16 protein-coding genes, 1 pseudogene and 1 CRISPR repeat array are annotated in these 13,655 nt (G+C 52.9%); of the genes and pseudogenes, 12 read left to right on the top strand and 5 right to left on the bottom strand.

The genetic code is table 11. The features are described 5' to 3' along the window. The first annotated feature begins 84 nt into the window (after positions 1–84). Together cas6 and A3L14_RS11650 are read left to right on the top strand one after the other, a co-directional pair. Entirely contained in the window at positions 85–846 is a 762-nt protein-coding gene (cas6, locus tag A3L14_RS03800) for a CRISPR-associated endoribonuclease Cas6 (protein ID WP_055429000.1), read from the top strand. After that, positions 845–949, top strand: a pseudogene (locus tag A3L14_RS11650) (type I-B CRISPR-associated endonuclease Cas1b); the annotation flags it as partial. The gene cas6 and the pseudogene A3L14_RS11650, both read left to right, overlap by 2 nt. On the opposite strand, the gene A3L14_RS03795 reads toward A3L14_RS11650, so the two are convergent. Then, on the bottom strand, positions 946–1,620 hold the full coding sequence (locus A3L14_RS03795; RefSeq protein WP_055429001.1) for a winged helix DNA-binding protein: 675 nt from the start codon (positions 1,618–1,620) through the stop codon (positions 946–948). The pseudogene A3L14_RS11650 and the gene A3L14_RS03795 overlap by 4 nt on opposite strands. A gap of 104 nt (positions 1,621–1,724) precedes the next feature. Between A3L14_RS03795 and A3L14_RS03790 the strand changes: the two genes are divergently transcribed. Genes A3L14_RS03790 through A3L14_RS03755 form a run of 8 tightly spaced genes read left to right on the top strand, consistent with a single transcriptional unit; the run spans position 1,725 to position 9,059 of the window. Continuing rightward, positions 1,725–2,090: a hypothetical protein gene (locus A3L14_RS03790; RefSeq protein ID WP_055429002.1), complete on the top strand. Its 366-nt coding sequence runs from the start codon at positions 1,725–1,727 to the stop codon at positions 2,088–2,090. After that, the gene (gene cas7a / locus A3L14_RS03785) at positions 2,090–3,094 is read left to right on the top strand and encodes a type I-A CRISPR-associated protein Cas7/Csa2 (RefSeq protein ID WP_198300100.1); all 1,005 of its coding nucleotides are present in this window, start codon (positions 2,090–2,092) and stop codon (positions 3,092–3,094) included. The genes A3L14_RS03790 and cas7a overlap by 1 nt, the downstream gene beginning before the upstream one ends. Beyond that, positions 3,095–3,859: a type I-A CRISPR-associated protein Cas5a gene (gene cas5a / locus A3L14_RS03780; RefSeq protein WP_055429004.1), complete on the top strand. Its 765-nt coding sequence runs from the start codon at positions 3,095–3,097 to the stop codon at positions 3,857–3,859. It abuts the gene before it with no gap. Then, entirely contained in the window at positions 3,841–5,874 is a 2,034-nt protein-coding gene (cas3, locus tag A3L14_RS03775) for a CRISPR-associated helicase Cas3' (RefSeq protein WP_055429005.1), read from the top strand. Before cas5a ends, cas3 begins: the two co-directional genes overlap by 19 nt. Then, entirely contained in the window at positions 5,871–6,587 is a 717-nt protein-coding gene (locus A3L14_RS03770) for a CRISPR-associated endonuclease Cas3'' (protein ID WP_055429006.1), read from the top strand. Before cas3 ends, A3L14_RS03770 begins: the two co-directional genes overlap by 4 nt. Next, positions 6,588–7,631 carry a type I-A CRISPR-associated protein Cas8a2/Csa4 gene (cas8a2, locus tag A3L14_RS03765; RefSeq protein WP_055429007.1) on the top strand — a complete coding sequence of 348 codons (1,044 nt, stop codon included), beginning with the start codon at positions 6,588–6,590 and terminating at the stop codon, positions 7,629–7,631. It abuts the gene before it with no gap. Then, on the top strand, positions 7,621–8,355 hold the full coding sequence (locus A3L14_RS03760) for a CRISPR-associated endoribonuclease Cas6 (RefSeq protein ID WP_232473405.1): 735 nt from the start codon (positions 7,621–7,623) through the stop codon (positions 8,353–8,355). Before cas8a2 ends, A3L14_RS03760 begins: the two co-directional genes overlap by 11 nt. Before the next feature lie 38 nt (positions 8,356–8,393). Continuing rightward, entirely contained in the window at positions 8,394–9,059 is a 666-nt protein-coding gene (locus tag A3L14_RS03755) for a CRISPR-associated protein Cas4 (protein ID WP_055429008.1), read from the top strand. Here the strand turns inward: A3L14_RS03755 and cas2 are convergent. The 4 genes from cas2 to pdo all read right to left on the bottom strand — a co-directional run bounded on the left by cas2 (position 9,052) and on the right by pdo (position 12,620). Next, the gene (cas2, locus tag A3L14_RS03750; protein ID WP_055429009.1) at positions 9,052–9,309 is read right to left on the bottom strand and encodes a CRISPR-associated endonuclease Cas2; all 258 of its coding nucleotides are present in this window, start codon (positions 9,307–9,309) and stop codon (positions 9,052–9,054) included. The genes A3L14_RS03755 and cas2 overlap by 8 nt on opposite strands. A gap of 516 nt (positions 9,310–9,825) precedes the next feature. Further along, a CRISPR array of direct repeats spans positions 9,826–10,671; the repeat unit is 30 nt; unit sequence GTTCCAATAAGACTCTAGGAGAATTGAAAG. A 22-nt stretch (positions 10,672–10,693) separates the two neighbouring features. Beyond that, on the bottom strand, positions 10,694–11,617 hold the full coding sequence (locus A3L14_RS03745) for a hypothetical protein (protein ID WP_055429010.1): 924 nt from the start codon (positions 11,615–11,617) through the stop codon (positions 10,694–10,696). Positions 11,618–11,746: 129 nt separating this feature from the next. Beyond that, positions 11,747–11,908: a hypothetical protein gene (locus tag A3L14_RS11645; RefSeq protein ID WP_157628429.1), complete on the bottom strand. Its 162-nt coding sequence runs from the start codon at positions 11,906–11,908 to the stop codon at positions 11,747–11,749. A 31-nt stretch (positions 11,909–11,939) separates the two neighbouring features. Next, positions 11,940–12,620, bottom strand: coding sequence for a protein disulfide oxidoreductase (pdo, locus tag A3L14_RS03740; RefSeq protein WP_055429011.1), 681 nt, complete (start codon positions 12,618–12,620; stop codon positions 11,940–11,942). A gap of 132 nt (positions 12,621–12,752) precedes the next feature. Here pdo and surR point away from each other — a divergent pair, with 132 nt between their 5' ends. Both surR and A3L14_RS03730 read left to right on the top strand, forming a co-directional pair. Next, positions 12,753–13,475, top strand: a complete 723-nt coding sequence (gene surR, locus A3L14_RS03735; RefSeq protein WP_055429012.1) for a sulfur metabolism transcriptional regulator SurR — start codon at positions 12,753–12,755, stop codon at positions 13,473–13,475. After that, positions 13,447–13,650: a DUF362 domain-containing protein gene (locus tag A3L14_RS03730; protein ID WP_055429013.1), complete on the top strand. Its 204-nt coding sequence runs from the start codon at positions 13,447–13,449 to the stop codon at positions 13,648–13,650. The genes surR and A3L14_RS03730 overlap by 29 nt, the downstream gene beginning before the upstream one ends. Positions 13,651–13,655: the final 5 nt, after the last annotated feature.

Here is a 13,655-nt window from a genome sequence, read left to right as displayed (position 1 = left end):
CGCGTACTCTTCAACGGAGAAAGCCTTATAAGACCCAGAAACATACTATTTTTGCCATACGCTGCATCATAATGGGGTGGTACCTTGAGGTTTGCAATAAGACTCCGGCCAGAGAATGAGCCGTTCAAAGTCCCCTTCAACCACCAGCACAAGCTCCAGGGACTGATCTACCGCAGGATCCAGCGGGTTAACCCGGAGCTGAGCCTTCGCCTCCACTCACCGAAGGTGCCGAAGCTCTTCACTTTCTCGCTATTCATGGCAGAAAGGCGGGACCTCGAAAAGGGACGGCCGTATTTCCTGGGACATGGAAGGGGCTTCTTCTACTTCTCGACGGCCGTTCCAGAGGTGGCGGAGGCCTTCATTACTGGTCTGCTCCAGAAACCGGAGGTCGAGCTCTGGGGCGAGCGCTTTACGGTTGAGGAGGTTAAGTCTTTAGCGGAACCGGAGAGATTAAGCGGGAGGAAGTTCGTGACTCTCTCGCCGATAGCGGTGACGACCAGGAGGCTCCAGTTTGGAAAGCTCAGGAGCTACGACCTAAGCCCATCGGAGCCGGAGTTCTACGAGCTTATCCGGGAGAACCTGAGGGAGAAGTACCTCCACATCTACGGAACCAATCCGCCGGAGGACTTCAAGATGAAAGTCCTCAACGCCAAGCCCAAGCGCTTCGAGGTGAAGCCGGGCATCTTTCAGGTGGCGTGGCACCTTGTCTTCCGCGCAAAGGGCGATGAAGGCCTGCTTAAAGCCGGCTACCTAGCGGGCTTCGGGGAGAAGAACTCGATCGGCTTCGGGATGGTGAAGGTTGATGGGAGGGAGAATTGGCTAAAGCCTGACTCAGCCGGAACTTAAGAAGAACGTGACGAAGAAAAGGCTTATCCGCCTTGAGGCATACAAGCGCATCAAGCACCTCGTTGGAGTTAAGGAGTACGAACCATTGGTGGCGTGGTTTTAGATTAGGGGCACTACAAACCTTTTTCGTCCCTTCTTCTCTTTCTTGACGTAGCCTTTTCTCTCCAGACGAGAGACGTATTCGCTTATAAATGGCAGTGAGTACGTTGAGTCGTTGATGAATTCAAGTCTGTTTCTAAGTTCCGTGAGGTTCATTGGCCGCCCGGTTTCTCTCGAATGATCCTGGATAATCCTTAAAATCTGGAGCTCCAACGGGGTGAGCTGGATCCTCGGATCTACAACCGGGAACTCTATAACATCACCTTTTTCAGTCACGTAAAAAACCGATTTTATTACATCCGGATTTTCGTTTCTGACGAGAACAGCCGCGTACAGAAGTTCGTATCCGACTATTCTCCTCCCGCCGGTGATGTTTATTATTGTTTCGGGGATTATCAGCCTCTTGAACTCCTCTATTCTCTCTTGAAACCGGTAGGGCTCCCCGATCTCAATTACAACCACGGGAATTCTCAAGCTTTTGAATCTCTCCTCCGCTTCCCGCACATTGGAGAGTATCCTTTTGCGATATTCCTTGGTGGTGTCTTCCCGTACAGAGTAAAGCACGACCGCACTGCTGATTTTAGGGTTCCCATTCTTGATTCTTTCAGGCAGCATGAGCTCTCCGTTCTGGAAGATATGATTGATGTGCTCCCCTACAGTGACAACGTACCTCATCTCACTCCCCAAGAGTTTTCGACCCAATAATTAATAAATTTAACTTAACTTTCGTGAATAATCCTTAAATATTGCTTCCGCAGCACATTAGTACGGTGTTCCCTATGGATGGTTGGGTTAAGAACATCGGTAGGTACCTGAGCTATTTGGTTGATGAGAACTTCGAGGAGTACGCCTACGATATCGTCGATGGAATCGCCAAGGCCCGGACTGGAGAGGAGCTCCTTGAAAACGTGTACAAAGCCCTTCGCCTGGCTCCAAAGCTTGAAAGGAAGGCTCGGGAGAAAGGGTGCAACTTCTGGAAGCCTTCTCCAGCGGACATCGAGGCCCTTGAGGATGAGGTAAAGGAACTCTCTGACAAGCCGAGAGAACTCCGTGCCCTCGCGCTTAAACTGGCCCTCTGGGCCTTCGCATACTGGAACCACTGCCCCAATAAGGGGCAGGGTAACTCCAACGGGGGTGAAAAGTGATGTACGTCCGGATAAGCGGTAGGGTTAGGCTGAACGCCCACTCCCTCAACGCCCAGGGCGGTGGTGGGAGCAACTACGTGGAGGTCACCAAGGCGAAGGTGACCGTTAAGACCGACAGCGGCTGGGCTATTGTTGAGGTTCCAGCCATTACCGGCAACATGGTGAAGCACTGGCACTTCGCCGGCTTCGTGGATTACTTCAGGAAGACACCCTTCAAGGACAACCTCACCGAGAGGGCCTTAAGGTACAACGGGACGAGGTTCGGGCAGGGTGAAACGAGGGCACGGAAGGCAGACGGAACGGAGGTTGAACTGAGGAATGAGGGTGACATCATAGCCAATCTTGCAGATGCGGACGTTCACGGCTTCCTTGCCCCGAACACCGGGGTTAGAAGGGTCTCGCTCGTTAAAACGTCTTTTATAGTTCCCACGGAGGACTTCATCAGGGCCGTTGAGGGCGAGAGACTCATAAGCGCTGTAAAGCACAACCGCGTGGACGTGAACGAAAATGGCGCAATTGGGAGCAGAGATGACACCGCCCAGATGATATTCAGCAGGGAGTACACCACCGGTGTCTACGGCTTCTCGGTCGTTCTCGACCTCGGTCTCGTTGGCGTTCCCCAGTCCAATACCGCTGGGGGTAGCGTGATAAATGATAAGGAGCGCGAGGCTAGAATAGAGAGCGCCCTTAAGGCCCTAATTCCAATGCTCAGCGGCTACCTCGGTGCGAACCTCGCGCGCTCCTTCCCGCTGATCAAGATTGAGGAGTTCATAGCGGTGGCGAGCGATGAGCCAATCCCCGCTCTCGTCCACGGCTTCTATGAGGACTACGTCGAGGCGAGCGGAGCGATAGTAAGGAACGCCAGACAACTGGGGTTCAACATCAAGGCCTTCGCCCACAACACGGACTTCGTAGAAGATGCTGAAAAGGTTTCTTCGGTTGAGGGGCTCGTCAATAAGCTCATTGAAATGCTCGACAACGGCTCCAGCGGGGGGAAGGGGTGAATGGACGTCCTCCTCGTGCGCCTTCGCTTTCCCTTTTACTCCGTCGCCAGGCGTTCGTTCCAGGTGAGGACATCACTGATACTCCCCTCTCCCTCGGCCCTCAAGGGTGCCCTTGCAAGGGGGCTCGTGCTACTGAGGGGTGCAGATGGAGAAAATCTTGACGACGTGGCCAGAAAAGCCGTTGAAGAGCTCGATGAGAAGCTGGTAGATGCCAAGGCCGTTGGGGTAGCCCCATTGACACCAATGGTTAAGACCGCGTTCCTGCTGAAGAGGTTGAGGAACCTTGAGAAAGGCTCAAAGCCAGAGAAGGACGACGCCATGAGAAGGGAATACGTCTTTACGAAGGAACTGCTCGTGGCATACATCTTCAAGAACCTCACCGAGGAGGAGAAAAACCTCTATCTGAGGGCCGCGATGCTGATTGACACCCTCGGAGACACCGAGAGCCTCTCAACGGTAGTGTGGGCTGGATTCGTTAAACCCCTAAAGAACAGTGCCCCGCTGGCGTTTTATGCTCCTTATGGAGAGATTTCAAATGCCCTAACCAAGAAGGTGCAGAGTGGCGGTGCCGTCAGAATCTCCACGGAAACGATGCTCGTGTCTCCAGACTATGGAAGCAGGCGGGAGGAGGTCTTCTACCTGCCCATCGAGGAGAGGCGGAAGAAGAGAGTGGTCTACTACGAGAGAACAGCAAAAGTCCCCGACGTTGAGGGGGCCATTGAACTTGATGGGGAGGTGTTTGGAATATGGATTCCGGGGAACTAAGCCCAGGGGAGCTCTTCAGGCTCATAACCGGCTATGAACCCTATGACTACCAGCTCACGGCGTGGGAAAAGATAGAGAATGCCATGTCCAATGGCGGAAAAGTCGTGATAGAGGTGCCCACAGCCGGAGGAAAGACAGAAGCGGCAGTGATACCCTTCTTAACGGAGGTATACAACGGAACATGGGCGGTTTCGAGGCTAATCTACGTCCTCCCCACGAGGTCCCTGGTGGAGAAGCAGGCCGAGAGAATTAGGAAACTCTTGGCTGAGGTTCTGAATCTCAGGGGAAAGTCAGAGGAGGAGGCCAAAGAACTCGCGGAAAGGTTTGTAACAGTCGAGTACGGCCTTGAGCCAACCCACGCACTCCTCGGCTGGGTCATCGTCACCACGTGGGACGCCTTCCTGTATGGTTTAGCAGCCCACAGAACCGTTGGCAAAAGGTTCACGTTTCCCGCTGGAGCAATAGCCCAGAGCCTAGTTGTCTTCGACGAGGTTCAGATGTACCAGGACGAGGGCTTGTACATGCCCCGGCTCCTTTCGCTCGTGGTTGAAACGCTCGAAAAGGCTAACGTTCCGGTAGTGGTGATGAGCGCCACCATTCCCACCAAGCTAAGGGAAATGATTGCCAGGGGGTCTGAAATCGTCACGGTAAAGCCGGACGATGGCAGGAAGCCCGAGAGGGGGAAAGTGAGCGTTCAGGTCGTTGAGGGGACGCTCGATGACGTGCTTGACGAGATAAAAAATGCCCTTGAAGGTGGAAAAAAGGTTCTCGTGGTCAGGAACACCGTTGATAGGGCTGTGTCTGCATACCTTAAGCTGAAAACGCTATCTGAGGAGTTTGGAGTGGAGCCTCTCCTGATTCACGGCAGGTTCACCGCAGGGGACAGAAAGGAGAAAGAGAAGGCTATTGATAACGCCAGGCTCATCGTGGCGACCCAGGTCGTTGAGGCCGGCCTCGACCTGCCGAACGTTGGCTTGGTTGTAACGGACATAGCTCCGTTAGATGCCCTCATTCAGCGTATAGGCAGGTGCGCGAGGAGGAAGGGAGAGGAAGGCAGGGCGATAGTGCTCGTTGAGACTATAGAGTTCGAGGAATTCCCCACAGTCAAGGGTTTCTCTGATATCTTAGGGAATATCTTGGATTCCCAGGAGCTCTTTGTGGAACTGACAAGTAAATATAAATCTGGAAACAGGGAAATTAACTTGGGTCACAGGATAGTCAGACTGCCTAGTGGGAATGGTAAGGACGTTTATGTGGGTATTCCGGGAACTGTTAAAGAGCTTACTAACGACGACAAAAAACGTAACAAAAACAAAAAAAGAAAGAAATCACCAAGTGGAAATCTTCTTATTGTTCCCTACGACACGGCCCCGTACGACCCGCTGGTGCTACTCCTCAGCCACGATGAACTTGGCTCATTGGGACAGTACCTCTACGACGTTGAAAAAGCCAGAGAGGCCCTCGACAGGGTTTACAGGTTTCACTACGCCAACAATCTAACGCCAAGGGAATTTCACTCGGCCTACGTTTACTTCCGTGAGCTCAAGCTCTTCTCGGCGCCACCGGAATACGAGCTACGTTCAAGACCGGAGCTGTACTCGATGCTCTATGTTCTCAACGGCAATGAAAACTGCGATAGAAGGTCAAAGTTTGAAATAAACAGGATAATCCGCGTCAGCCACTCCACGCTAAAAGCTCAGTGGGAGAATATAAAGGACTGCATCAAAGGAAAGCTCGTTAGGAGGTGGAATGCGAACGAGGAGCGTTACGAGTGGGTTTGTGAGAAGACCAGTGATAGGAATCCTAAGGCCCTCACCATCTATGCCGTGTCGGGTGAGTACTATAGCCCTGAGCTGGGTTTCTGGCGTGGAATGAGCCAGGAGCAGAATACGAAAGTGAAACAGGCCTCCAAAGAAGACGATGCTGGAGACATCTCTCCCGGGAGTAGGTGGAGGAACAATCCCGGAAAAACGGCACAGGCAACGTTGCTCGACTTTATGGGGGTGAGAGAATGAGCCTTCTTGCCTTCCAGGGACAGACCCTCAGAAAACACGTGAATGCCATGCTGAATGCCTGGGAGAGTGTTAAGGGGAAGTACATACCCTCGATAATAAGGGCAATGAAAGCTTGGGGCGTTGAGCTGAGCAGGGAAGATGCGGACAGGCTGATGAAGGCTTTGATAATCCTCCACGACTCGGGAAAGGGAGCGGAACTTTACCAGGACTACCTCGAGGGCAAAGCCAGACTCTCAGGCTTCAGGCACGAGCTGGTGAGCGCATACTACGCCCTGAAAATACTCCCCCAGATTTTTGATGAAAAGACAGCATTCGTTGGCTCGCTCGTCGTCATGCTCCATCACGAGCCGATACTCATGGGACAAGTCGCTAACCTTGACAGGGACTCCCTGTCGGCAGAGGTTGCCCTTGACAGGCTGAAGAACTTCGACGGAGTGGTTCCGGAGCTAAACGAATTCCTGGAAAACAGCTTCAGGGAGCACCTCGGCGTTGAGATTACCGTTCTCAGTGCGTCTCCAGATGAGGTCGTCAGGGCTGTGGTGGAGCTGAGCGTAAGGGCGCGCCACCTCCCAGATGCTGGAAGGCTCAGGCTGATAGTCGGTGCCCTGCTGATTCCCCTCGTCCTGTGCGATTACAAGGGAGCAGAGGAAAGGGAGGGTGAAACCCCAAAGTTCGCGGAAGTTCTCGAAGCCGAGTGGTTGGGGGTGGTCTGAGTGAAGGCTTACCCGACCCCGGGCATCGACGAGGTCTTCGACCTTTACGTTGCCTACGGCTACGTTGAGGCCCTTGTCCGAGGCGGGGCGGAGGAAGTTACTCTCATCCCAGAGGGAACCGCTCGAGGAGGCTACTACACCGTCGAGGGCAACGGTGACTTTGAGGAAGGTCTTGCAAGTGCCTTGGAGGAGATGCTCTCATTGCATTATGCCCTCGGCAACTACAGTTCCCGCGAGGGGGGCAAAGTCATAAGCGACGCTGACTTCAGTGCAGGAGCCAATATAAACAATGCCTACTGGGACAGTGTTCCCTCGCGACTGTCAACAGTTCTTGAAAAGATTGTGGCCAACAAAAAGACCAGTAGAAGGTACCCTGTACCGATAACCCTCATGCCCTCTGCTGGTAAGTTTCTTCCCAAACACATGGGTATTCAGGGCGGCAATCCTCTGAAAATCGATTCCCTGAGTTATGCCCTTGCATGGGTCGGGTTCCACTACTACGCGCCCTACGTTAGGTACGGAAAGGGCAACAGAACGTGGGTGCACATTTATCAGGTTGCCCCGCAGGAGAGCCTGGGTCTTGTTGAACTGCTGGCCTTAAAGGACTTGAAGGAGCATTTTCCCCACTACTACGAGGGGAGCATGGACTACCTCTCGAACCGCAGGCTGGCGCTCCTTTACCATCTCCTCCACACCGAAAGTCTGGGTGCCATAGAGACGGTAACGCGAAAGTCTCTCATCATGAGGTCGTATACCCTTGAGAGAGACGGCAACAACCAAGCGATACGCTCCTACGGTGAGGAGGACATCGGGAAGCTCATGGACTTCCTGTGGGAGCTGAAGAGGAGAAGCACTTATTACACCGTCAGGTTCTTTGACGCACTCCTCAGGAAGGAAAGCGAGGCCGTCATAGCAATCATAGACGCGGTTCTGAACGACAGGCCGGAGGGACTTTATCAGGGATTGAGGATTGCAAAGAGAGCGGGAATAACCCCTACCCAGAGCGTCGTTGAGGGAATGGAGGCGTTCATGGATGAGACTTGAACTCCTCCTCCACTTCGAGGAGCCTTTCCTCATCCCCTACAACTATCCACGGCCCCTCTACTCCCTCATAGTCCACGCGATAGAACTCGGCGATCCACTAATAGCGAAGAGAATCCACAACAACAGGAGGGACATAAAGTTCGTCGCCTCGCGCCTCCTTCCGCTCGGAAAAACAAAAGCATCAAAAAACGGCCTCCTCGTTGAGTCCGGCAGGGTTAAACTGTTTGTTGGATCGGCAGCCTGGCCCGTTCTGGAAGCTCTGGTAAACGGCCTCGCTACAGGCGCCGGAAGACTAAGCCTCGGCAGGAGAAAGTTGCTGTGGGCAGAAGCGAGGCCAAAGAAAGCCCCCGCCAGGTTTTCAGGAAAGCGCTTTAGAACCCTATCGCCGGTGAACGTCTACCACAACAGTCCGCCAAATGGCTTCAGGAGCTGGGACCTCTCACCGGTTGGCCAGCCCAACAGCCCCTTCGACGACGAGCCTACCGTGTGGAGGGAACTGGTCTTTGAAAACCTCAAGTCCAAGTACCTCATGGTTTATGGGGAGCCCTACGATGGGGACTTTGATATTGAGGTTTTTCCAAAAAGCGTGAGGAGCAAGATGTTCAGAATCAAGCGCGATGATAAAACCGGGAAGTATACGAAGGTCCGCGCCTGGCATTTCGAGTTCAGAATGCGGGGAGATGAAGAACTTCTCCGCGTTGTCTGGACATGGGGCTTGGAATGAGGAACGCTCACGGCTTTGGGATGGTAGAGGCGGTGTGAATGGAATATCCCGACGAAATCCTCGACCTCAACCAGAAGATTGAGAACGCCATAACCGGAAAGACGCCCGAGAGGAAAATATGGGTGACCAGCCTGAGCTTCTGCCTCCGCAAGGCGGCCCTATCGGTGTACCTCGGAACGTTCAAGTACGAGCGAACGGGGGAAATGCTCGTTGGAACGGTGCTCCACAGGTGGCTGGGTGATGTCCTGGAAGGTGATGACGTTGAGTTTGAAGTTCCGGTCGAGTATCCTCTCGGGGACGGCTGGAAGCTCGTTGGAAGGGTGGACGCCCTTAAAGGTGACTACCCGATAGAGTTCAAGTTCCGGGGATTCGGGGTGGACGGAAACGGGCCGAACAGTCTGGAAGAAATGGAATGGGCGCCAAAGCTCGCGAGGGAACAGCTGAATGCATACCTCAACATGATGGGGAAGGAGAAGGGGTACGTCTACGTCTTCGACAGGAATGGGCTGAACTTCCGGCCGTTTCCCGTGGAGAGGGACAGAGATGCATTTTCCCAGTTCATAAAACGGGCGGGAGTGGTCATTAAAGGAGTGAGAGACCTTGAGGCGGGCCGGTTCCCCCTCTGGATAAAACCAAGATATGGAGATAGAGAATGTGAGGGCTGCATCTTCAGACCAATTTGCACTGCCGTCGAGTCTAAATGATATCCTCTATGGGGTTCTTTTCCGTCCCTAAAATTTCCCTGAAGGGCCGGGAGCGGAGGCGGTAGATTACCACCGAATCCTCGTCCTCATCAATTATCTCCCTCAGCCCGGCTCTTATCCTCTCAAACTCCGCCCTCGTTACCTCCCCCTCGAAGACGCTGTTCTGCACCCAGTGGAGGTGCTGGCGCAGGAACTTTTTGACGTGATTGACGCGCTTCACGTTCACGTCGTAGACGATTACTATGTACACGCCACCACCCGGAACAAATCGGAGCTCAGAAATTTAACGGTTTCGGCTCTATCACGCCCAGGTTTTTCCAATTGGGTTTATCGTTCTCATCTGCTTGTTTGACTCAAAAAGCTCCCCTCAGATGGCCCAAGAAACCAAATTTTTGTTCCCTAATTATTGCCACTTTTTGTTCCATTTCTCCCATCATACTGTAACGAAATTTTTTCGAGATGTCTGGTTGAGGAAGTACTGGATCCATTAAGGCTTGAACCCTGCTAAAACTGTTTATTCTCCTATTTAATATCTGCTAAATATCGCGTTGAGGCTTTAAGGCCCCCTGGACATTCGGGAGATCCCTTGAACCTTTTTGTTCATGGCATCTTTGGAGTCCCCTCAAGGGTTTTTGCCAATATTTTCCCCGGCAAAATCTCGAATTTTGAGCCTTCTCATGACTCCCTTTCCAGCGGTTTCCAGAAAGACTTAAATATTGGGAGTGTTTTAGAGGCTTATTGGGCAAATGGGAGGAAATTCCAGCCTGTTCCAATAAGACTCTAGGAGAATTGAAAGTCAAGTCTTTGTATGGTATACCATTGAAATGATAACTGTTCCAATAAGACTCTAGGAGAATTGAAAGTAGAATTCTCGTTAGACCACCGATGAGCAGAAAAGCGTTCCAATAAGACTCTAGGAGAATTGAAAGGAACCCCACAATCGTCACAGTAACCTCGAACGTGAAGTTCCAATAAGACTCTAGGAGAATTGAAAGTCAACCACTCTCGGCATTCTTCAAGGTTCATGTTCCGTTCCAATAAGACTCTAGGAGAATTGAAAGTTTTCACTAGACCCAAGTGCATGAGCCTAGCCACCGCGTTCCAATAAGACTCTAGGAGAATTGAAAGCAGGTGCTATTAGCGGTTTCTTTTCAATCATGCGCTCCCGTTCCAATAAGACTCTAGGAGAATTGAAAGATAACCACGCCGGTTTATGCACTTTAGCGGTGATTGCTGTTCCAATAAGACTCTAGGAGAATTGAAAGTATTTTAGGTTCTCGTACAAACTTCAAAAACCCCAAATTCAGGTTCCAATAAGACTCTAGGAGAATTGAAAGGTAGAATCAGCGCGACAACTCCCGAGACATGCGGCGGTTCCAATAAGACTCTAGGAGAATTGAAAGACTATCGTCGGCCGCGTGGTTGAGAAAAAGGCTGTTCGTTCCAATAAGACTCTAGGAGAATTGAAACGCCGAGGAGCTGTAACGGGCTGGGTTCGATGCCCCAGTTGCAATAAGACTCTAGGGGAATTCCTAGGTGTTTCATGCGTTTAAGTTCGAGGGGGTGGGGGACGGAACGTCCCCCCGCAATAAGACTCTAGGAGAATTGAAAGTTGAGAAGCCCGGCAGGGAGGGTCATCTGAGCAGCATACCAAAGGAGCGCTCGAAGATCTCGCCGTGGCCGCCAAAGGCCTCGAACATCCGCTCCGAGTACGCTGATGAGGCGACCCTGAGGAACTCCCGCAGGTTCGTCTGTATCTCGTCGGTCATGGGGACGTGGAGGGGCATAGGTTCGTAGTAGTCGAGGCCCTTCATGAGACCCGTTGAGAAGTACCAGAGCGTTTTTCTGACTTTCCTCCCCTTCACCACCGAGAAACTTGCACCCGAGCAGTGAAAGGCCGCGTGAAGCACGATTATTTTTTCTATCTCAACGCCCTTCCTGAGGAGCCTCTTCCGCTCTGAATCGCCCGAAAGATCCGTTATCCTGTAGCCGCTCCTCGTCTGGGTGTCGTGAGGGATCCGCAGGTGGTGAACAATCTCAACCTTAGGGTCATAGACTAGGACATCGGTTCCCCCCACTACAAAAAGCTTTCCGTCCCGGACCTCTATAACGGTGTTCTCAGTGCTGAGAACCGTCAGCCCCTTGGCAAGGGCCAGAGCCGACATCGTGCTCTTCCCGCTGTGGGGGTAGCCGATGAAGAGAACCGCTCCCCCCTCGGGCCTCACGATGGACACGGAATCGGTGAGGAATATCCTGCCCTTTTTCATGCCCGCCCTTGCCGCGGCCTGGAGCAGGAAGAAAATCGGCGCCTCGTTGCCGTAGGCGGAGGGCACACCTGCCTCAAGCTTGTACCTGTCAACGCCGGAGACGTCATAAATCGCCCCAAAGACCCTGAATCTGTCGCCCTTGAAGCGCTCGATTACAACCTCCGGGTCGCCGGAGCTTTCGTCCACGTCAGGCAGGTAACGCCTTGCAAAAAGTCCCCTGAAGCCATCTTCAAAGCCATCATCAAGCTCTCCGGTGAAAAGAACGTTAACTCCGCCTATCCTGAGCGCCATCGCTTCACCCACCATAGGCTGGGCAGGGGGATTTATAACTTTTCCGTGAAATAGGGGAGAATGGGGACTATTTTGACATTTACATGTCCATCAGTTTTCTGCCTTCCTCTGCGTGAGTCTCAGGTGGGCCTACCATGCCAGGAGAAAGACGCCGAGAAACATCGCGGCATCTGTTATCATGTCACCCCAGAATGTCCCGGGATTGTAAAGCCTGACAACGCCGCGCATCACATAGCCAAGAGCATAGAACCCAAAGGCTGTGAGCAGAGATGTCAAAAACCTCAACTTCACGATGTCCACCGAGAAAATGAATTAAGAGCCCTCAGCTGAGGGCCGCGAGGAGTTTCTCCATGAACATCTTCTCCGGGTAGGCACCCTCAAACTGGACCTTGTCCTCGCCGTCCACCTGGATGACTATCTTAGGAACGGCCATGACGCTGTACTGGTCGGCCCATTCCGGATACTCGATGGCCTCGACCATGTCACCGAGTATCCTGCCCTTGCCGGCCTTGGCGTTCTCAATGGCGAACTTGTGGGCCATCCTGACGGCGAGCGGGCAGTACGGGCAGGTCGGGGTGACGAAGACGAGTATCCTGACGTCCCGGTCTATTTCGGCAAGCTCCTCCTTGCTGTCGGGCATGAGGTCGGTGGTGGCGTTGCTGACGTCAACGATGTCCTCCAGGAACGCCCCGAACTCGTGTCCCGCCGGAAGGCCGAAGAACCTGACGCCCATGTCCCTGCCGTCCTGGGTTATGGTGACGGCCGGAGCGCGGTCGATCTTGTACTGCTCGGCGAGCTTCCTGCCCTCCTCACTGTCGAAGTCGTGGAACTCGTAGGTGAGCTTGTCGCTCAGATCCGCGAGTTCCTGGACAAGCTGTTTGAGCTGGTCGCAGTACTGGCAGTGCTCTTTTCCTATAAATCCGATGATCTTAACCGGGTTGGTCATCTTGGAGAAGAACTCCTCCCTGATGACCTTCTTGTCCGCGTCGCTAATCAATCCCATTCCAAACACCTCCACATAAGGTTTATAACGATTGGATTACAATCTCTCCGTAGGATTCAAACTCCGGTTTGCAACCTAAGGTTGAATGTTCACTATATAAGCTTTGCGTCACAGATTTGGGTGGTGTAGGTCATGAGTGAACCCGACATCTTTTACATACTGGGGAACAAGGTGAGGCGCGACCTGCTCAGCCACCTCACCTGCACCGAGTGCTACTTCAGCTTCCTCAGCAGCAAGGTTAGCGTGTCCTCAACGGCGGTGGCAAAACACCTTAAAATCATGGAGCGCGAAGGGATACTCAAATCCTACGAGAGAGAAGGGCCGTTCATAGGGCCGGCCAGGAAGTACTACAACATAGCGATCTCCAAGACTTACGTCACGACGGTGACGCCGAACCTCTTCTGGTACAGGGGGCTTGACCTCGGGGACTTCTCCTTCGAGAAGGCAGAGATTGACCTGACCCGCATACCCATAGAGCACGAGAGCCTTCTCGGAATGGTAAACTCCTTCCTTGATCTCCAGAAAGAACTCGAAAAGATACTCCAGGCGCTTCAGGCGGTGGAAAGCAGGCGCGACAGGCTTATGAAGGAGATCAAAGAGCGCTATCTCCAGGAGATAGGCGATATGACCCAGCTCGCAATACTCCACTACCTCCTGCTGGCTGGCGAAGCCACTATCGAGGACTTGAGCGACAGGCTTAACCTCAAGGAGCGGGAGGTTCTCGTGAAGGCCCAGGAACTGGACAGATTCATACCGTTAATAATAAAAGACGGAACCATCAAAATCGACGAGAAAAAGCTGAAACAAAAGCTCGGCGGTGTCGAATATGCCGGAGAAAATAAGGGTCGTGGTTAACGAGGACAGGTGCTACCTCTGCGGCGGCTGTGCTGGGGTCTGCCCCACCCTTGCAATAAACGTAAGCGCCTCAAGGTGGGAGTTCTTCCAGGAAAAGTGCATCTCCTGCAGGATATGCATCAGTGCCTGTCCAGTGGGTGCTCTCAGCGGTGAACCCCTGGGGGTGGGAGAGTGAACGAG

The organism is Thermococcus thioreducens (genome assembly GCF_002214545.1).
Classification (GTDB): Archaea; Methanobacteriota_B; Thermococci; order Thermococcales; family Thermococcaceae; genus Thermococcus; species Thermococcus thioreducens.
Note: the sequence above shows the minus strand (reverse complement) of the source record. Positions and strands in the feature narration are given on the sequence as shown.

Coding starts and splice junctions, on each gene's coding strand:
- A3L14_RS03795 (WP_055429001.1), bottom strand. CDS start 1,620: ATGAGGTACGTTGTCACTGTAGGGGAGCACATCAATCATATCTTCCAG.
- A3L14_RS03790 (WP_055429002.1), top strand. CDS start 1,725: ATGGATGGTTGGGTTAAGAACATCGGTAGGTACCTGAGCTATTTGGTT.
- cas7a (WP_198300100.1), top strand. CDS start 2,090: ATGTACGTCCGGATAAGCGGTAGGGTTAGGCTGAACGCCCACTCCCTC.
- cas5a (WP_055429004.1), top strand. CDS start 3,095: ATGGACGTCCTCCTCGTGCGCCTTCGCTTTCCCTTTTACTCCGTCGCC.
- cas3 (WP_055429005.1), top strand. CDS start 3,841: ATGGATTCCGGGGAACTAAGCCCAGGGGAGCTCTTCAGGCTCATAACC.
- A3L14_RS03770 (WP_055429006.1), top strand. CDS start 5,871: ATGAGCCTTCTTGCCTTCCAGGGACAGACCCTCAGAAAACACGTGAAT.
- A3L14_RS03760 (WP_232473405.1), top strand. CDS start 7,621: ATGAGACTTGAACTCCTCCTCCACTTCGAGGAGCCTTTCCTCATCCCC.
- A3L14_RS03755 (WP_055429008.1), top strand. CDS start 8,394: ATGGAATATCCCGACGAAATCCTCGACCTCAACCAGAAGATTGAGAAC.
- A3L14_RS03745 (WP_055429010.1), bottom strand. CDS start 11,617: ATGGCGCTCAGGATAGGCGGAGTTAACGTTCTTTTCACCGGAGAGCTT.
- pdo (WP_055429011.1), bottom strand. CDS start 12,620: ATGGGATTGATTAGCGACGCGGACAAGAAGGTCATCAGGGAGGAGTTC.
- surR (WP_055429012.1), top strand. CDS start 12,753: ATGAGTGAACCCGACATCTTTTACATACTGGGGAACAAGGTGAGGCGC.
- A3L14_RS03730 (WP_055429013.1), top strand. CDS start 13,447: ATGCCGGAGAAAATAAGGGTCGTGGTTAACGAGGACAGGTGCTACCTC.